Source organism: Streptomyces sp. NPDC051320 (assembly GCF_040682175.1).
GTDB lineage: Bacteria > Actinomycetota > Actinomycetes > Streptomycetales > Streptomycetaceae > Streptomyces.
The window spans coordinates 488,867-506,710 of sequence record NZ_JBFBAL010000002.1 but is presented as its reverse complement, the minus strand read 5'-3'; the positions used below and the strand labels follow the sequence as shown (position 1 = coordinate 506,710).

Annotated in this window: 18 protein-coding genes and 1 tRNA gene; 9 read left to right on the top strand and 10 right to left on the bottom strand. The window is 71.3% G+C overall.

The features are described 5' to 3' along the window. Positions 1-11 precede the first annotated feature (11 nt). Genes AB0M87_RS06340 through AB0M87_RS06325 form a run of 4 tightly spaced genes read right to left on the bottom strand, consistent with a single transcriptional unit; the run spans position 12 to position 3,776 of the window. Positions 12-1,172: an acyl-CoA dehydrogenase gene (locus AB0M87_RS06340; RefSeq protein ID WP_365850559.1), complete on the bottom strand. Its 1,161-nt coding sequence runs from the start codon at positions 1,170-1,172 to the stop codon at positions 12-14. Continuing rightward, positions 1,169-1,432, bottom strand: coding sequence for an acyl carrier protein (locus tag AB0M87_RS06335; protein ID WP_365850558.1), 264 nt, complete (start codon positions 1,430-1,432; stop codon positions 1,169-1,171). Before AB0M87_RS06335 ends, AB0M87_RS06340 begins: the two co-directional genes overlap by 4 nt. Further along, entirely contained in the window at positions 1,429-3,000 is a 1,572-nt protein-coding gene (locus AB0M87_RS06330) for an amino acid adenylation domain-containing protein (protein WP_365850556.1), read from the bottom strand. Before AB0M87_RS06330 ends, AB0M87_RS06335 begins: the two co-directional genes overlap by 4 nt. Further along, positions 2,997-3,776, bottom strand: a complete 780-nt coding sequence (locus AB0M87_RS06325) for an alpha/beta hydrolase (RefSeq protein ID WP_365850555.1) — start codon at positions 3,774-3,776, stop codon at positions 2,997-2,999. The genes AB0M87_RS06330 and AB0M87_RS06325 overlap by 4 nt, the downstream gene beginning before the upstream one ends. A 730-nt stretch (positions 3,777-4,506) precedes the next feature. Between AB0M87_RS06325 and AB0M87_RS06320 the strand changes: the two genes are divergently transcribed. Continuing rightward, a complete protein-coding gene (locus AB0M87_RS06320; protein WP_365850553.1) occupies positions 4,507-5,394 on the top strand; it encodes a LysR family transcriptional regulator in 888 nt (295 codons plus the stop codon). Between the two features lie 84 nt (positions 5,395-5,478). Here the strand turns inward: AB0M87_RS06320 and AB0M87_RS06315 are convergent, their stop codons facing one another. After that, positions 5,479-5,922, bottom strand: a complete 444-nt coding sequence (locus tag AB0M87_RS06315) for a MarR family transcriptional regulator (protein ID WP_365850552.1) — start codon at positions 5,920-5,922, stop codon at positions 5,479-5,481. Between the two features lie 114 nt (positions 5,923-6,036). Between AB0M87_RS06315 and AB0M87_RS06310 the strand changes: the two genes are divergently transcribed. Further along, a complete protein-coding gene (locus AB0M87_RS06310; RefSeq protein ID WP_365850550.1) occupies positions 6,037-6,966 on the top strand; it encodes a zinc-binding dehydrogenase in 930 nt (309 codons plus the stop codon). Positions 6,967-6,979: 13 nt separating this feature from the next. On the opposite strand, the gene AB0M87_RS06305 is transcribed toward AB0M87_RS06310, so the two are convergent. Further along, the gene (locus AB0M87_RS06305) at positions 6,980-7,975 is read right to left on the bottom strand and encodes an SEC-C domain-containing protein (RefSeq protein WP_365850549.1); all 996 of its coding nucleotides are present in this window, start codon (positions 7,973-7,975) and stop codon (positions 6,980-6,982) included. A gap of 152 nt (positions 7,976-8,127) precedes the next feature. Then, complete coding sequence (locus AB0M87_RS06300; RefSeq protein WP_365850548.1) at positions 8,128-8,964, bottom strand: hypothetical protein; 837 nt, start codon at positions 8,962-8,964, stop codon at positions 8,128-8,130. Between the two features lie 221 nt (positions 8,965-9,185). Between AB0M87_RS06300 and AB0M87_RS06295 the strand changes: the two genes are divergently transcribed. The 3 genes from AB0M87_RS06295 to AB0M87_RS06285 all read left to right on the top strand — a co-directional run bounded on the left by AB0M87_RS06295 (position 9,186) and on the right by AB0M87_RS06285 (position 11,353). Next, positions 9,186-9,485 carry a DUF6412 domain-containing protein gene (locus tag AB0M87_RS06295; protein WP_365850963.1) on the top strand — a complete coding sequence of 100 codons (300 nt, stop codon included), beginning with the start codon at positions 9,186-9,188 and terminating at the stop codon, positions 9,483-9,485. Positions 9,486-9,578: 93 nt separating this feature from the next. Further along, a complete protein-coding gene (locus AB0M87_RS06290; RefSeq protein WP_365850547.1) occupies positions 9,579-10,340 on the top strand; it encodes a YidC/Oxa1 family membrane protein insertase in 762 nt (253 codons plus the stop codon). 155 nt (positions 10,341-10,495) lie between these two features. Continuing rightward, the gene (locus AB0M87_RS06285; RefSeq protein ID WP_365850545.1) at positions 10,496-11,353 is read left to right on the top strand and encodes a fumarylacetoacetate hydrolase family protein; all 858 of its coding nucleotides are present in this window, start codon (positions 10,496-10,498) and stop codon (positions 11,351-11,353) included. A 92-nt stretch (positions 11,354-11,445) separates the two neighbouring features. Here the strand turns inward: AB0M87_RS06285 and AB0M87_RS06280 are convergent, their stop codons facing one another. Both AB0M87_RS06280 and AB0M87_RS06275 read right to left on the bottom strand, forming a co-directional pair. Continuing rightward, positions 11,446-12,522 (bottom strand): Gfo/Idh/MocA family oxidoreductase, encoded by a 1,077-nt coding sequence (locus AB0M87_RS06280; protein ID WP_365850543.1) that lies wholly within the window; start codon positions 12,520-12,522, stop codon positions 11,446-11,448. 77 nt (positions 12,523-12,599) lie between these two features. Further along, on the bottom strand, positions 12,600-13,379 hold the full coding sequence (locus AB0M87_RS06275) for an HAD-IIA family hydrolase (protein ID WP_365850542.1): 780 nt from the start codon (positions 13,377-13,379) through the stop codon (positions 12,600-12,602). Between the two features lie 147 nt (positions 13,380-13,526). On the opposite strand from AB0M87_RS06275, the gene AB0M87_RS06270 reads away from it, so the two are divergent. Continuing rightward, positions 13,527-14,075 carry a hypothetical protein gene (locus tag AB0M87_RS06270; protein WP_365850540.1) on the top strand — a complete coding sequence of 183 codons (549 nt, stop codon included), beginning with the start codon at positions 13,527-13,529 and terminating at the stop codon, positions 14,073-14,075. Position 14,076: 1 nt separating this feature from the next. Then, on the top strand, positions 14,077-14,745 hold the full coding sequence (locus AB0M87_RS06265; RefSeq protein ID WP_365850539.1) for a class F sortase: 669 nt from the start codon (positions 14,077-14,079) through the stop codon (positions 14,743-14,745). Between the two features lie 361 nt (positions 14,746-15,106). On the opposite strand, the gene AB0M87_RS06260 is transcribed toward AB0M87_RS06265, so the two are convergent. Then, positions 15,107-15,180, bottom strand: a tRNA-Lys gene (locus AB0M87_RS06260). 188 nt (positions 15,181-15,368) lie between these two features. On the opposite strand from AB0M87_RS06260, the gene AB0M87_RS06255 reads away from it, so the two are divergent. Both AB0M87_RS06255 and AB0M87_RS06250 read left to right on the top strand, forming a co-directional pair. Then, on the top strand, positions 15,369-16,637 hold the full coding sequence (locus AB0M87_RS06255; protein WP_365850537.1) for a peptidoglycan-binding protein: 1,269 nt from the start codon (positions 15,369-15,371) through the stop codon (positions 16,635-16,637). Continuing rightward, positions 16,634-17,800, top strand: a complete 1,167-nt coding sequence (locus tag AB0M87_RS06250) for an SPFH domain-containing protein (RefSeq protein WP_365850536.1) — start codon at positions 16,634-16,636, stop codon at positions 17,798-17,800. The genes AB0M87_RS06255 and AB0M87_RS06250 overlap by 4 nt, the downstream gene beginning before the upstream one ends. The last annotated feature ends 44 nt before the right edge of the window (positions 17,801-17,844 follow it).

Genomic DNA, 17,844 nt, shown 5'->3' with positions numbered 1-17,844 from the left:
TGTCCTTCGGGTCAGTTTTCGACGGGTAGGCCGAGCTGGCGGGCGATGCCCACGCGGAGCAGGTCGTTCGGCCCGGCGTAGGCGAGGCCGGCCATGGGTCCTGCGAAGTCCGCGGCCAGCGCGGAGTCGGGGAGGAAGGCCCGGACCCCCGACAACCTCGCGGCGTGCTCGGTCAGGCTCACGAAGTCCTCCGACACCGAGATCTTGGTGAGGGCGGCCTCGGTGGCCAGTTGCCGGGCCGGAGTGCCGGCGTCGAGCCTGGCGGCCATGGCGTACAGCTGGACGCGGGAGCGGTGCAGGGCGAGCGCCATGTCACTGATGCGGGCGGCGACCTGGTGACTCGCGCCCATCCGGCGCCCGAAGTGTTCCCGGCCGCAGGCCCAGTCGACGGTACGCGCGAGCGTGCGGTGCATCTGCCCGAGTGCGTACCCGAAGATGACCGAGCGCTCCCAGGCGGTGGTCGAGGCCATCACGGCCAGCCCGGAACCCTCCTCGCCGATCAGCGCGGCGGCCGGCAAGCGGACGCCGTCGAAGAACAGTTCACCCATCGGCGCGGTCGACAGCGCGGTCTTGGTGAAGGAGTCGCCGCGCGTCACTCCCGGTAGGTCGAGGGGGAAGAGGAACGCCGAGAGGGCGAACGGGGAGCGGCCCTCGGACGTGCGGGCGAAGACGATCGCGCGGTCCGCGACCGGGGCGGCGGTGATGAAGGTCTTGGCGCCGTCGAGGACGTAGCCGTCCCCTTCTCGACGTGCGCGGGTCGCCATGGACAGCGGGTCGCTGCCCCCCTTGCGTTCGGTCAGCGCGTGGCAGAGCAGCACCCTGCCGTCCTGGACGTCGTCGAGTGCGCGCCAGGCCTCCGGGGACAAGGTGGCGCGCAACGGGAACTGCATACCGAAGATCTGGGAGGCGAGGGCGTAGCAGACGCCGGGGTCGACGCCGGCCAGGCCGATGCCCTCGATCATGGCGAGAGAGCGGGTGACGGGGCCGGGACCCTCGGCGCCGGATTCCGCCAGGCGCAGAACACCGAGTTCGGCCATGGCCTGCCACTGGGCGGCGAAATCCTTGTCCGCGACCGCGTCCCAGGCGGGCGCGGCCAGGCGGCGGTAGTGGTCGACGACCTGTTCGCTGCGGGGGTCGCCGGTACGCAACGGAACGGCGGCGACGGCGCTCACACGCGGCTCCTGGGGGCGAGGTTTCCGATGGCCGTCCACAAGGTCCCAGGAGTACGGAAGTTGGCGGCCACGATCTCGGTGTCAGGCAGTGAGACGCCGGCTTCCTTGTCGAGGGCGGCGACGATCTCCATGATGGCCAGCGAGTCGATGAGGCCCATTTCCAGGAGCGGGGTGTCCGCGTGGAGGGATCGCGGGTCCTCGTTCCGGCTCCAGGTGATGCGGCTGCTGATGAGCGTGCAGAGGTCTTCGACGCTGTTCATGTCCGGGTCTCCTGCGAGGGGTCGGGTGCGGGGAAGGCGGCGGCGCTGAGGGCGCGGCGGTCGGTCTTGCCGCTGGTGGTGGTGGGCAGGGTGGTGACGGGGACGACCCGGTCGGGGAGCATGCGCTGAGGCAGGACGTCCCGCAGCCCGGCCAGGATGTGCCGTTCCGTCGCGTCGGTCCGGGCGTACACCCAGAGCTGGCCGGCGTACTCACCGTCCTTGGCGACGACGGCCGCGGTGGTGACGCCCGGCAGTTCGATGACGGCGCTCTCGATGTCCAGCAGGTCGATGCGGTGGCCGCGCCGCTTGACCTGGGAGTCACGCCGGCCGCGCAGGAAGACCCGGCCGTCGGGCGTGATCCGGCCGAGGTCGCCACTGGCGTAGGCGCGGCGGGTGACGCCGTCGCGGAACGTCACGCCGACCGTGGGATCGCTCAGCTCACCATCGCGCAGATATCCCTGGAACACGGTGGGTCCGGCGATGTGGATCTGACCCTCGCCGTCGGTGGGCCGGCCGTCCTCGTCGAGGACGTCGAGGTGGACGTCTCCGATACCGCGCCCGATGGTCAGTTCCCGGTCGGCGGTCCAGTCGGCGGGTATCCGGTGATAGGTACAGGCGTTGGTCTCGGTGGGCCCGTACAGGTTGTAGAAGGGCACCCCGTCCAGCAGACGGAGGTACCGCTCCAGGAGGGGAGGGGCGAACGCCTCCCCGCCGAATGCGGCGACGCGCAGGTGCGCCGGCCGGGCGTCGGCGAGGCCACCCTGTTCGAGCAGGTTGTGGTAGAGGGACGGCACGGCCATGAACGCGGTGATCCGCTGCTCGTTGAGCCAGCCGACCACATCGCGCGGAAAGGCGCGCAGGACGTCGGGCATCAGGACGGTGCAGGCACCGGTGGCGGCGGCGCTGAACAGGTCGAAGGTGGTCAGGTCGAAGGTCAGGGCGGCCTGCGAGCCGATCCGGTCGGCGGGCGTGAGGCCGAACTCGGCGGCGGCCCACAGCGCGTAGTGGGCGACGTTCTCGTGGGAGAGAAGGACGCCCTTCGGCCACCCGGTGCTGCCGGAGGTGAAGAGGATGTAGCCGCCCCGGTCGGTGGGCGCGGGCAGGGGTGCGGGGCGCTCGTCGGGGTGAAGGACGCGGAGCCAGTTCAGACCGTGGTCGAGGGCGCCCTCGTCGGCCGGTGCGCCGCCGCGGGCGTGGGCGGTGGCCCGCTGCCCGGCGGCCAGCGAGCGGTCGGTGGTCAGCAGGAAGGACAGTCCGGCGTTGCGCACCATACGGGCGGTCCGCTCGGGCGGGTCGGCGACGTCGAGGGGAGCGGCCACCGCGCCGGCGCGCAACGCGCCGTAGAGGGCGATGACCGTGGCCGGCGTCTTGGCTGCGTACACGCCGACCCGGTCGCCCGCGGCAACGCCGACGCTCGCCAGTCGCGCGGCCAGAGCGTCCACAGCACGGTCGAGCCGGGCGTACGTCCAGCTTTCGCCGGCGCCCTCGAGGGCCGGGCGGTCGGGGTGAAGCCGGGCGGAGCGGGCCAGCAGCGCGTCGAGACGCGGTGCCACGGTGGTGGCGGTCATCGGCCGCTCTCCACGGCCGCGCCGGCGGTGTGTGCGGCGAGGAAGTCCCGGGCGGTGTCGATGACCAATTCGGTACGCACGAGGTAGGGGTAGTGGTCACAGCCCTCGGGCACCAGTCGACGCACGGGGCCGCGTACCGAGCGCTCCACGGAGTGGATCTGGTCGAGCGAGCCGTACTCGTCCGCGTCGCCCTGGATCAGCAACACTGGTGCCGTGACGTCGAGATCGTCCTCGATGGACCAGTCGCGGAAGCCGCGCGAGAGCCACACCTCGCTCCAGCGGGTGAAGACCGTGGCCGGGTCGTTGTGCACCAGGGCCATCTTCCGGGCCAGCGGGCCGGCGGCGTAGGAGGCCCGGGCGGCCTCGATGCCCAGACGGTTCTGCTCCTCGAAGTACATGTGCGGTCCCATGGCGACCACGGCTTCCACCGGGCGGACGGACGCGTACAGCAGAGCGATGGAGGCGCCGTCACTGTGGCCGACGAGGACCGGGTGGTCGATGCCGAGCGCGTCGAGAAGTTCGGGCAGCACCCCTTGGGCGTGCACGTGCATGTAGCGGTCGGTGCGCGGCAGCGGGTCGGGTCCCGAACCGCCGTTGCCGTGGCGGGAGTAGACCAACGCGCGCCGTCCCGTCGCGGCGGCGAGCTGGGCGGGGAACCGGCCCCAGGCGGCGATGCAGCCGAGGCCGCCGTGCAGGAAGACCAGGGGCGCCAGATCCGGGTCGCCGTCGATCAGGACGTGTTCGAGCGGGCCATTGCGCGTCTCGATTATCGGCACATCAATATCCTTGTCGCTGTCTTGGGTGTCAATGGTCGTACCGCCGGCGCGAATAGATGATTGCGAACTGGACAGTTGAGCAATAAACGTTCGAATGGGCAACGTGATGCCGCCGGACCACCCCAACGCGTTCCTTTACGCGACGAGGTGAGAACGGCTCTGCCCGGCGCATCCGGTAACCCGTGGTGCGGGGTCTCGCGGGATGGGCAGGGAAAGCGGAAAAGGGCGACCGGAGCGCGCGGCGGGTGTCACCTGGGCCGGCGTGCAAGCGGCGGAAGACAGGCGGGGATGCGGAAGTGTCCGGCGGAGCCGACGGCAGGGGAAGGAAATGCCCCACTCGGAACCCGTCCGGACCGCATCGGACCGACCACGCCGCGCCTACCACCCCTCGGGGTGCGCGCTGTTGGTGACCAGGGGCCATCCTTCCGTCTCGGGTCGGCGGCGCTATGTGCCGCCGCGCGGACGCGTCAGCTGCCGGTCGCCCCACTGACCGGGCGACCAAATTCTTTTACTCTCTTTTTGTCGAGCTTTTCCGCTCCGTCAATCTGGAGATCACCACGAAAACACCGCATCACATACCCCCGTTGATCACATCGATCGGTATCCGATCGCGCTGGTCGGCCTGTCGAGCGCTGCACCGGATAGTTCGTCCGTTCGCGACACCAGAAGAGTAGGCAACGCGACCCGGGTTGGAGAAATGACATTGCTGATGCACCTATACGCTTAAAGAATGAACATCGACCTGCGTCACCTACGCTGCTTTCTGGCGGTCGCCGCGGAGGGCGGCTTCACCGCGGCTGGACACCGGATGCATCTGGGCCAACCGACTCTGACTCGCAACATCCGTGCCCTGGAGCAGTCGTTGGGCGTCCGGCTGTTCGATCGCACCACCCGCAGAACAGAGTTGACCGAAAAGGGTGGCGCGCTGCGGGACGCGGTCGCCCCGCTGCTGAACCAGCTGGACGCGGTCCTGACGGACCTGCGGGAAGGAGAAAAGCTGCGCGTCGGGTTCAGCTGGGGCCTGCCCGAGGGGTTCTCCCGTGTCGCCGCCCGGTTCGCGGAGGAAACCGGGATCGAAGTGGAGTTCATCCGTTGCGACACGCTTCTGGCCGGCCTGGACACGGGAGTGGTCGATCTAGGACTCCTGCGCGGCGAGGAGCTCCCCAAGGGCCTGCGCGGGGTCTTCCTCTATGAGGAGTCCCGCGTCGCCGCCATCCCCGCCGGCTGGCGACTGGCCGAGCGCCCACGGCTCGACTGGACGGAGCTGGCGCAATGGCCGCTGGTCATCAACACCGTCAGCGGGACCACCTTCCCGGACATGTGGCGGGACGGCGGACAGCCGGAGATCGGTGCGGAATGCCGCAACTTCGATGAGTGGCTGGAGAAGGTGGCCGCCGGCCTGGGTGTGGGTACCGCCCCCACCTCCGCCGCCCGGCGCTACACCCACCCGGGCGTCCGTCTGGTCCCGCTGGCCGGAGCGCCCACTGTCCGTACCCACCTGGCCCATCCCTCGCACGGCGCGCATCCCCAGGCCACCCGCTTCGCCGACCAGGTGTGGCGAGCGGCGGACGCGCTGCTGACCGGCCCCGCGACCGTCCGGCCGGAGCCGGAGGGCTGACAGGCCGTCACGGTGACCGTCTCACACACCGGCAGGTGGCCGTGCACATGGGCACGCTGTCGGGACGGGCATCGTAGGGACGCGTTACGGCTGGTGGACCCGGACCATAAGCGCCATCAGCTGCTCACGTTCGGCCGCGCTGAGCGGGGCCAGCAGCTCGGCGTTGGCCTGTTCGGCCAGTTCGGCGCAGCGCTTCAGGGTACGTACGCCGGGTGGCGTCACCGTGACCGCGTTCTTACGGCGGTCCCGAGGATCGGGTTCCCGTACCACCAGCCCGCTCTTTTCCAGGTGGTTGAGCAGAAGGACCACGTCCTTGGCGTCGATGGCCAGCCGGCGCACCAAGTCCGCCTGGGCGACCGGGCCGTATTCGGCCACCGCCGCGAGCACGGCGTGCTGCGGCAGCTTCAGTCCCTCCCCGGCGATCGCCTCGGCGACCAGGCTCCGGCCGCGCGCCGCCACCCGGCCGGCCAGCCAGCTCGGCAGGGACTGGATGTGCTCCAGGGCGTGCAGCCGTTCCGTACGCGTCATGGCAGCAGGCTATCCCGAAACCATTGGACTTCCCAATGAGTTCCTCCTATGCTGGCCATTCGTTGGGAGACCCAATGAATACTCGTTTCCTGTCCACCGCACCCGGAGGTGCCCATGCGTCGTGTCCGCTACCAGGTCAACGGCGGCCCCGAAGTCCTCTTCACCGAGGACGTCCCGGCCCCCGAGCCCGGCCCGGGAGAGCTGCTCGTCCGTAGTGAGGCGGTCGGCGTCACGCTGCCCGTCGTACGGAAGGTGCGCGAAGGGGCCGGGCCCGGCCCCCTCAGCGGCGAGGTGGCCGGCACCGTCGCCGCGGTCGGTGAAGGCGTCACCGGTTTCGCCGTGGGTGACCGCGTCACCGGCCTCTGTTTTTCCCACGCCTACGCCGAACTGGCAGTCCTGCACAGCGGGATGGCGTCCCCCGTCCCTGATCGGGCGACCGCCGTCGACGCCGTGGCCCTGGTCCGCAGCGGTCTGGTGGCGCGCGGGGCGTACGAGGCCGGCCGGCCCGGCTCCGGTGATGCCGTTCTGGTCACCGCGGCGGCCGGCGCGGTCGGTACCCTCGCCCTGCAGTACGCGAAAGCGTGCGGTGCGTCCCGGGTGGTCGCCGCCGTCGGCAGCGCGGACAAGGCGGATCTGGTCCGGGCGCTGGGCGCCGACGAGGTCGTGCTCTACGACGACGAGTCCTGGGGCGATCCGGTCGACATCGTCCTGGACGGGGTCGGCGGCGAACTCCTCGGTCCCGCGGTACGCGCCCTCGCCCCCGGCGGCCGGCTGGTCGCCTTCAGCTCGGGCGGCGGCACCATCGACGCGTACGAACTGCTGGTCCGCAGCGCCTCGGCCATCGGCTTCCAGGTGGCCGCCATCGCACGGGGCAGGCCCGAGCTGTACGGGCGCTGGCGCGACGAGCTCTGGGAGCTGCACCGGAGCGGCACGCTGGTCACTCGCGTGCACGCCGAAATCCCGCTCGCCGAGGCAGCCAGGGCCCACGAGATCATCGAGTCCCGCCGCAACCTCGGCAAGGTCGTCCTGGTCGACCGCGACTGACCGGGGCCTGCCGCTACGCCCCGTGGCACCCCCGGTAGGCGACCGCCGACCCGCACCAGCACGGGGCGTTGCGGGAGGGCGGCCAGGAGACCGCGCGGCCGCGGGCGGCCAGCGTGGTGGCGTACTGGGGGAGGAGGTCGGCGTTGGAGGGGGAGGCGTGTTCGGAGGCGGCGAAGGCTTCGTAGGACGGGACGCTGCCCGAGACGATGCCCAGGTTCGTGGTGCCACCCGCCGACAGCTCGCGCAGGGCGGACTCTATGTCGGTCAGGTGCGTCTTGTGCGAGGGGTACTCGGACCGCAGAGCCGGGTACCCGGCGAGGAGTTCGGTGAGTTCGGCGGCCGGCCAGTGCAGCACGGCCACCGGGAACGGGCGGGACAGAGCAGCCCGGTACGTGCCCAACTCCGACTGCAGGCGGGCGATTTCGGCCCGGAGGACGGCGGGATCGTTGGAGCCGAGGGCCCAGAGGCGTTTCGGGTCGTGGAGTTCGTCGAGGCTGATGTCGCCGGTGTGCAGGGTGTCGGCGAGGGCGTCCCAGTCGTCGTGCTGGTTGCCCTTGAGGCGGCTGACCCGGTGCCGGCCGGTGAGCAGCGCCCGGGCCGCGTAGGGCACCTCTTCGGACGGGTCGACCAGCAGGGTCAGTGCTGTGGTGAAGGTCTCATGGGCCGCGTCCAGTTCGTCATGGGCCTCCAGGGTCTCCGCGACGATGGCCCAGGCGGCCGGGTCCTGCGGGGAGGAGGCACGGACGCCGTTGATGATGGCGCGGGCCTCCGCCTCGTGCCCGTACTCCCAGAGGTTCGCCGCCTGCAGGGCCTTGACCAGCGGAAGGTTCACGCCGGGGACGGTCAGCAGCTGGTCGTAGAGGGTGGTGGCTCCGGCGCGGTCGTCGGCCAGCTCCAGATGGGCGGCGGCCTGCAGCAGCAGCGGTTCCTGGTCCTCGGGATACTGCGCCGCGGTACGCAGCAGGCGCTCGGCTTCGGCGGTGTGGGCGGCAGGGGTGTCGGGGCGCATGGACCACACCGTACTGCGGTGGACTGGTGTGCGGTCAGGGTGCGTATGGAGCGGGGCGCGCAGAAGCCCGGCTGCCGGCCGGTGGCGGGTGCGGCCGCGCTGAGCGCTGCCGGCCGCCTGGGCCCGCTCAACTGCCGCACGCACGGACCCGCTCACGCGAGCGGGCTCAGGGTCCCGGTGCGTCGCGAGCTCCGGTTCGCGGGATCTCCGTGCCACTGGACGCGATTGCGGTCGAGTCCCACTCCGCCGCCGGTGATGCGGTTGTGCGCCTGGCAGGCGGCGACGGCATGCGCGATGAAGGTGTGGAGCTCAGCGGGGCTGACGGGGGTGCCGGCGGGCCTGCTGGTGAGGCCGGCGATCAGCGTGTTCAGCTGTTCCAGCTCTGCGGAACGGGGCGTGATGGCCCCCTCACTGTCGTAATTGGGGTCGATGCCGGCGCCCGGGTCGTCCGTCCTGTTTCCCGGCTCGGGGCCGACGGCGTAGTTGGCCGGGAGGTTCTTCAGGGCGTCCGACACGGCCTGCAGACTGCTCGAGCCGGAGGTAAAGGCCGTCGGGGAGTGTGGCTTCAGGGCCTTCACGACATCGCCCCGCTGTGTCGCGGTGAGCATCGCCGCGAACTCTGCGAGCTTCGATTTGGGTGCGATGTGGTGCAGCGTGTGGACGAGCGGGTCACCGGGGTACTGCTGCTTGAGGGCCTTGAGCGCACCCTTTGTCTGCTTGTTCTTCCAATCGCCGGCCCGCTGCACCGCGGGGGCGTCCTGCTGATGGCCGCAGCCCGCGCCGTGCTGGTGGAGGTCCTGCTCGATCAGGCGGCTCACCGCCGCATTGCCGATGCTGCGCTGCAGGGCGCGCAGCGACAGCGGCGACCGGCCGCCCCGTCCCGCGGTCACGTCCGTGGTCACGTCCGCAGGGCGGACGGCGGCGGCGCGGGACGCCCGGGCGCGGGCCTGGTCGGCGTCGGATGTCTTGTCGCGGTCATGCGCGCGCATGGGAGCGGACCTTCCTGGAAGCGGGCTTCGGCCGGGAGCCAAACCTCATGGGTACCTCGGCGGGACACCGCCGGGGAAGGTACCCGGGGGCAGCCTTCGTTGCCCGTACCGGCGCGGCCGGCGGTGGGCCGGCCACACGACCCGGTCGCGACGACTCGTGTATAACGGCTGGAGGTACGCACCAGCTTCGCGAGGGGAGGAAGACCGTGGCCGGACGCCTGATGCGCCTGTCCCGCCCGGCAGCCGCGCTGCTGTTCTTCCTCGTCGCCGATGTGCTGCTCGTCGAGGGCGGCCTGCTGTCGTCCGCCGTCGCGCTCGCCGCGACGGCCGCGGTCGGCTCCGCGCTGGCCGCCTGCGCGCTGGTCGTGTCGCGCCAGGTGCCCGCCGTGCCGCGCACCAGGGTCCGCACCGCGATCCGGGACCGCGAGCGGCGTACGGCCTTCCTGCCGCAGCGTGATCCGGACGCCTCGGGCCCGCCCAGGCCCCGAGCACCCGGTCGTCCCGTCCTGACGACCGCGTAGGGCCTCACGCCTCACTCTTCCGCTCACCCCGCGGTTCGTCACGCCGACATGTCCGTCTGTCCGGCCTGCGACGAGACCCCACGGAGGGCTCCCGTGTCATCGATCTTCAGCGCGTTCGCCGATCTGGTCGCGCACCTCGCCGATCTGCTCCAGCCGCTCTTCCACGGTTCGGCCACCGCCGCCGCGATCATCCTCTTCACCGCCTGCGTCCGACTCGCCGTGCACCCGCTGTCCCGGGCCACCGCCCGGGGCCAGAAGGCCCGCGCCAGGATCGCGCCGCGCGTCGCCGAACTGCGCAAGAAGCACGCCAAGGACCCGAAGCAGATGCAGAAGGCCGTGATGGAACTGCATGCGGAGGAGAAGATCTCCCCGCTCGGCGGCTGCCTGCCCAGCCTGCTGCAGATGCCCGCCTTCTTTCTGCTCTACCACCTCTTCTCCAGCTCCCACATCGGATCGAGCACCAACACCCTGCTCGGTCACACGCTCCTCGGCAGCCCGCTCGGCGGCCGGCTCAAGGACGCCGTCGGCCACGGCGGGCTGCTCGGCGAGCAGGGCGTCGTCTACCTGGTGCTCTTCGTGATCGTCGCCGCCGTCGCCACCTTCAACTACGGACGCACCAAGCGGATGATGGCCGCCTCGCCGAATCCGCTGCCCGAGGGGCCCGGCGCCGGCGCGATGTCCACCATGAGCAAGGTGATGCCGCTGATGTCCTTCGCAACCCTGCTCACCGTGGCGTACGTGCCGCTCGCCGCCGCGCTGTACGTGGTCACCAGCACCACCTGGACCGCCATCGAGCGGGCCGCCCTGTACCGGGACACGCTGCCCGCCGGGGCCGTGGTGAGCAGCCCGATGTAACCGCGGCGGGCGGAGGGACGCGCTCCAGGCCGAAGGGCACGGTCCAGCTTGTGAACGGGGTCTTGCGGAGTGGACTGCCAAATTGGAGGATCAGCCAATCCCCCGATGGCCGCATCCCATCGGCCGGGCCGGTCGAAATCGTTGGGAGACTGACCATGAAGTTGCTCCGAGTCGGAACCGCCGGGGCCGAGCGCCCCGCCCTGCTGGACGAGCGCGGAATCCTGCGCGATCTGTCGGGCCTCGTCACCGACATCGACGGTGACCTGCTGGCCGACGAGGCCGCGCTCTCCCGGGTACGTGCCGCGGCGGCTGCCGGTGTACTGCCCGCGATCGAAGGGGAGGGGCTGCGGACCGGGCCGCCGGTCGCCCGTATCGGCAAGATCGTCTGCGTCGGACTGAACTACCACGACCACGCCACCGAGACCGGCGCGGCGATTCCGTCCGAGCCGATCCTCTTCATGAAGGCACCCGACACGGTGGTCGGTCCCGACGACACCGTGCTGGTGCCGCGCGGCAGCGCGAAGACCGACTGGGAGGTCGAGCTCGCGGTCGTCATCGGGCGCACGGCCCGCTATCTGGGGTCGGCCGAGGAGGCGCTCGGGCATGTGGCCGGATACACGATCGCCCACGACGTCTCGGAACGCGAGTTCCAGATCGAGCGTGGCGGCCAGTGGGACAAGGGCAAGAACTGCGAGACCTTCAACCCGCTCGGCCCGTGGCTGGTGACAGCCGACGACGTGCCCGACCCGCAGGCGTTGCCGCTGAAGCTGTGGGTGAACGGTGAGCTGAAGCAGGACGGCAAGACCGCCGACCAGATCTTCCCGGTGGGTGAGGTGGTGCGCTACCTCAGCCAGTTCATGACCCTCTACCCCGGTGACGTCATCAACACCGGCACCCCGGCCGGGGTGGCCATGGGGCAGCCCGAGCCGAAGCCGTATCTGCGGGCGGGCGACGTGGTGGAGCTCGAGATCGGCGGTCTGGGCAAGCAGCGGCAGGTACTGCGCTCGGCTTAGCCGGCCGGTTCCTCCGGCCGGTTCATCCGGTTCGTTCAGCGAGCCGGTTCAGCCCGGTGAATCGGGGGAGGGGCGCGCGCCCCTCCCCCGATTCACAGCCGCACCGTGGTCCCCTCCCGCGCGGAACGGCGGGCGGCCTCCAGTACGTCCAGGGTCGCCGCCGCTTCCGTCACGGTGACGGGCGGCCGGCCGCCGGTGCGCAGGGCGTGGGCGACCGCTGCGTAGTACGCCGGGTAGTCGCCGGGCAGCGTCGGTACGACCGCGCCGCCGCCGGTCAGCGGGGACTCGCCGGAACCGAGGCGGCCCCACTGCGACTCCGGCTCCTCGCCCCAGACCTCCCCGGCGGTGGCCGGTCGTCTGCCCTCGCGGAGGGCGGCCTCCTGCGGGTCCAGGCCGTACTTCACATAGCCGGCCGTCGAGCCGAGCACCCGGAAGCGCGGCCCGAGCTGGGCGGTGGTGGCCGAGACGTACAGATGGGAGCGGACGCCGTTCGCGTGGGTGATCGCGATGAAGGTGTCGTCGTCGGCCTGCGCGCCCGGGCGGCGTACGTCCGACTCGGCATACACCCGGACGGCGGGGCCGAAGAGGACCAGGGCCTGGTCGACGACGTGACTGCCCAGGTCGTACAGCAGCCCGCCGATCTCCAGCGGGTCGCCGGACTCGCGCCAGCCGCCCTTCGGCCGGGGACGCCACCGCTCGAACCGGGACTCGAACCGCTGCACGTCGCCCAGCGCCCCGTCGGCGAGCAGCTTCCGAAGGGTCAGGAAGTCGTTGTCCCAGCGGCGGTTCTGGAACACCGAGAGCAGCAGCCCGCGTTCGTCGGCCAGCGCCGCGAGCTCACGCGCCTCGGCCGCCGTGCCGGCGATCGGCTTGTCCACGACGACCGGCAGACCCACCTCGAGAGCGGCGGTCGCGACCGGAACGTGCGTCTTGTTCGGCGACGCGATCACGATCAGATCCAGCTCAGCGGCGCGCGAGCCGAGATCGCCGGGTACGGCCGCGAAGCGGACGTCGGGGAACTCGGCGCGGGCCTGTTGGCGCCGCTCCTCGTTCGAGGTGACGACCGTGTCGAGGACGAGACCTTCGGTGGCGGCGATCAGCGGCGCATGGAAGACGGAACCCGCGAGGCCGTAGCCGACGAGTCCTACGCGGAGGGGGGTGGCGGTCATGGATCCCACTCAATCAATGATCCGACCGCGATGGGAAATGGCAGCTGCATGAGACCAGCTGCATCGGACCAGCTGCCTCAGACCAGCTCCACCAGATCAGCGATGGAGTCCACGATCCGGGTGGGCCGGAACGGGTACCGCTCGACGTCAGCGGGCTTGGTCAGCCCGGTCAGCACCAGGAACGTTTCCATCCCGGCCTCGAGACCCGCCAGGACATCCGTGTCCATCCGGTCCCCGATCATCGCCGAGGACTCCGAGTGCGCGCCGATGGTGTTCAGCCCGGTGCGCATCATGAGCGGGTTCGGCTTCCCCACGAAGTAGGGGTCCTTGCCGGTGGCCTTCGTGATCAGAGCCGCCACGGAGCCGGTGGCAGGCAGATCCCCTTCGGCCGATGGCCCGGTGCTGTCGGGGTTGGTGGCGATGAACCGCGCCCCCTTGTTGATCAGTCGAATGGCCTTCGTCAGTGCCTCGAACGAATAGGTCCGGGTCTCACCGAGGATCACGAAGTCGGGGTCCACATCGGTGAGGATGTATCCGGCGTCGTGCAGGGCCGTGGTCAGGCCTGCCTCGCCGATCACGTAGGCGGTGCCTCCGGGGTGCTGGTTCTCCAGGAAGTTGGCCGTCGCCAGCGCCGAAGTCCAGATGTTCTCGGTGGGCACGTCCAAGCCGATCCGGCTCAGCCGGGCCGACAGGTCCCGAGGCGTGTAGATCGAGTTGTTCGTCAGGACCAGGAACGGTCGTTCCGACTCCCGCAGACGCCTTATGAAGGCGTCGGCTCCGGGCACGGGGACACCTTCGTGCATGAGCACGCCGTCCATGTCCGTGAGCCAGGATTCGATGGGCTTGCGCTGGGTCATGGGACGAGTCTCCTGCGGGGTGCGCGGCAGCAATGCTGCGATCATCCCATAGGCGGAAGAAGCCGCCCGCGCTGTCGGATGCGCGCTCCTCCCGGGATGCGGGAAGCAGCGGGATGGGTGAACCTTCGGAGTACCAGGAGGCTCGCCATGCGTTTGATACCAGTCACCCTCTGTGCCGCCACCACGGTTGCGGCGGCCCTGCTCCCCGCGACGGTGGCGACGGCAGCGGCCACGGCTGCGGAGGCCGCAGAGGGGCCGGGGGCGGTCGCCGTCAGCCCGTCCGTCATCTCCCGGGGGGAGGATGTGGACCTCAGGGTGCACTGCGCCGGCGGCAGGATCGTGGGGACGTCGGAGGCGTTCGCGGCCGACGTGGCGTTCTCGCCGGCGGCCGACCGGGGCGCCATGTACGCGGAGGCCCGGATCCGGGCGGACGCCAGGGCGAAGGTGTACCCGGTCGAGGTCAGGTGCCACGGCCGGCGGTCGGCCGGCAGCATCAGTGTCGTACGGCGGACCGCGACGGTCCCGCTGCCCACGCCCACCGCGCCGGTGCACGCCGGCGGCGGCGCCACGGCGGTGCTGGCGGCGGACGAGGACGCGGCAGGCACCCGGAATGCCGTTTTGGGGCTGGTGCTCGCGGGGGTCGCCGCGGTGACGGTGGCGGCGCGGGGTTTCCGGCGGCGGCGGGATGACGAGTGACATGTCCTCCGAGGATTCCGGCCACCGCCGCGGGCGGCTGCTGATCGGAGTGGCCTGGGCCGCACTGCTGCTCGGGCTGTGGCTGTGGGGCCGCCGGATCGCCGACGGGCCGGACGGCGCTCTGGGGCCGAAGACCGGTGACGTGGCCGCGGTCGGCCGCCCGCTCGGCGTGGACCTGCCGCCGGCCCACCGTCCGGTCAGGGGTGTGACGCCGGGCCGGGTGGAGATCCCCGCGGTGGGCATCAGCGCCCCCGTCGTCCCGCGCGGCCTCGACGACGACGGCGCCGTGGACCCGCCGCCGTTCGACCGTCCCGGCGAGGTCGGCTGGTTCGGTGCCGGCACCCGTCCCGGTGCGAAGGGTGCCGCCCTGCTCGTCGGCCACGTCGACACCCGGCGCGAGCCGGCGGTCTTCTACGGTCTGAGCGCGGCCCGCCCCGGCGAGAAGATCCGGGTGGAGGGCGAGGACGGCTCGCGCACCGAGTTCACCATCGACGACGTCCACGTCTTCCGGCGCGACCGCTTCGACCCGAAGAAGGTGTACGGCCGGCGGGAGCAGGGCCGCGCCGAGCTGCGGCTGATCACCTGCGGGGGCTCGTACGACCGCAAGGCACAGACGTACACGGCGAATGTGGTCGTATCCGCCTATCTGACGGCCGTACTCGAGCACTGACCACGACGGATCGCGCCCGTCCGACCAGGCCCGTCCGACTCAACCCGTCCGACCATGCCGGGCCGACCGCCGCCCCCCGGAGCCGTCGGCCCGGCGGGTCCTCGACCGCCGGGCGCACGGACCGCGGGAGGGGCCCGGCGCCTGCGCGGGAGGTCATGGAGGGACCCGGGGCGCACATCGCGGGCAGGGACTGGGGCCGCGAGGCCCACTGTAGAGCGGTGAACGCGGCGGGCCCAGGCCCTGTCCGGTCGATTTTTGCGGGCCGGGCAAAGATCGGCCGGACAGGACCCGGAGCCGATTCGGCACCGGCCGCGGAACGACGGAAGCCCCTCGCCGTGAGGCGAGGGGCTTCCGGTGTCGGTGCGCCGCCAGGGACTCGAACCCCGGACCCGCTGATTAAGAGTCAGCTGCTCTAACCAACTGAGCTAGCGGCGCCTGCTGACCCGGAGAACTTTACCGGACGTCCGGAGGTGCTCGGGACCTGTCATTGAGTCACTTGTTCGTTTCGCACCCATTTCACCCATAAAAATGCGATTTGTCATAACAGTTGAGAAGCTGACGACCATGCAGATAGGCCAGCGAACACGTGAAGCAGACCTGCAACAGTCGTGGAGGGCACACGGATGACGCTTCCGGTCTTCGAGGAGAAGTGCGAACCTGCGAGGCACCGCGGTCGTGGAGGCCGCGCCGACCGGCGGAACCCGGCACCGCGCGCACCGTCACCGAAGGGCCGCGGTCACCTGCGGGCGCGCCGCGCCCGTCAGGCACTCGTCCTCGCCACGGCGGCCGGAATGGTACTGGGCGGGGGAGCGGTGGCGGCCGCGGAGCCCGCTCCGCCGACTCCGGCCGGGGCAAGTGCGCCTCCGAGTGCGGCTGCTGAGGCACCGGATGCCACGCAGCAGACGGCCGACGGCCCCCAGCCCGATCCCACCCGGAGCCCGCCGGCCGAACAGGCCACCACACAGAAGACCCCGCTGTCCCTGCCCGCCACCACCAGGTCGGCCATCATCAGCCGGGCAGAGCGCTGGGTGTCGGCCCGCGTCCCGTACAGCACGTCCAAGCACTGGTCGGACGGGTACCGGCAGGACTGTTCGGGTTACGTCTCCATGGCGTGGGGCCTGAAGCAGAACGAGTGGACCGGGAGCCTGGCGCCGTACGGCGTCCGCATCTCGAAGTCCGATCTGCGGCCCGGCGACATCCTGCTCTTCCACAACCCGGCGAACCCCAAGAAGGGCTCGCACGTCACCCTCTTCGGCGGCTGGACCACCAGCGCGCACACCTACTACAAGGCCTACGAGCAGACGCCGCCGTACACCCGCGCCCGGTCCACGCCGTACGCCTACTGGTCCAACTCCAGCCGCTATGTGGCCTATCGCTACCGGGGCCTGATCACCGGCGCCGGCGGCTCGGCCTCGTCCACCGCCTACCCGGGGAAGAAGTACTTCGGCAAGGGCAAGAAGAACGCCCATGTCGCCCGGCTGGGAAAGAAGCTGGTGGCGCGTGGCGGCGGCCGGTTCTTTGCGACGGGTCCGGGGCCCAGCTGGAGTGAGGGCGACCGGCGGGCCACCCGGGCCTTTCAGCGCGCCCAGGGCTGGTCGGGGGCGAACGCGGACGGCCTGCCCGGTCCCACCACCTGGAAGCTGCTGGTGACGGGCAAGGGCAAGAACATCCCGGCCGTGAAGAGCGACCGCGGTGCCGTGCCGGCCGCGACGGGACGCATCGGTACGGGCCACTTCGGAACGGGCCACTTCGGTGCGGGCCACTTCGGAACGGGCCACTTCGGTGCGGGCCACTTCGGAACGGGCCACTTCGGGACGGGGCACACCGAGCCGGGTTCGTCCGGTGCCTTCGGGCACCGCCCGGCAGACGCAGGGAGGCGAATGTTCGCATGACAGAGGCGACGGCCGTGCCGACGGGCGGAGGGCCCGACCCGGTGGAGCACGCGCAGGGGCGCAGGCCCGCGGTCATCGGGAACGACTCCACGATCGAGATCCCGGTGCACCTGCTGTTCCGTGAGGACGGCCCGGACGTCGTGTCGCCGAGGCCCCGCCGGGCCGCGGCCGGGCCGGCCGGTGATACGGGCGCCGGTTCGGTGGCCGGACGCAAGCAGCAGCTCCGGAAGCCGGTACGCCTGGCCGTTACCGACCGGCCGGCGCCGACCGGCGATCCCCGGCTGACCGAACGGTCCGCTCCCTCGGTGCCGGGGGCGATTGCCGTGCTCGGCGGGGCCGCGGCGCTCGCCGGTCTGCTTCGGCTGATCTGGCTGACCGGGCTGGTCCCGGACACGTTGGCCACCGCGGTGGGTCGTGAGCCGTACCCGTACCAAGGCGTCGGGCTCGGCGCCGAAGTGGCGCTCACCCTGCTCACCGCGCTGACGCTGTTCGCCTTCCTGGGCCTCGGCCGCGGCCGGACCGGGCAGGTCCTGGTGCTGTCCCGTTTCGGCCATTACCGGGGCACCGTACGGCGGACCGGTCTGCTGTGGACCAGTCCGCTGCTGCAGCGCCGGCCGGTCGACGTACGGCTGCGGCACTGGCGCAGCGAACCGGTGTCCGCGGCGGACGCCGAGGGCACCGCGCTGCGGGTGGCGGTGCTCGTGGTGTGGCGGGTCGCGGACACCGCGAAGGCGGTGCACGCCGTCGCGGACCATGAGGGGTATCTGAGCGAACAGCTCGAAGCCGCGGTCGCGCGGGTGGTCGCGCAGTTGCCGGCCGACGCCGCCTTCGGCGGGGACGCGCCGACGCTCCGGGACACCGACGCGGTCGGCGAGGCACTGACCCGGCTGCTGCGCGCGAGCGTGCTGCCGGTGGGCATCGAGGTGTTCTCCGCCCAGCCGGTCCGGATCGACTACGCGCCCGAGGTGGCCGGGGCGGTGCAGCGGCGCAGGACTGCGGCCGTCGACGCGCTCCACCGGGCGGCGGTGCTGACCTCGGTGGTGGACGAGGTGGCGGACGCCGTTGACCGGCTGACCGCCCGCGGACTCGTCGAGCTGGACGCCGCCGGACGCAACACCCTCGTCAAGGATCTGACGATTGCCTTCTACTCGGCGCGCGTTTGATGTGGACACAACCAACTGACGTACCTACGCTGAGCCTTGGTCTA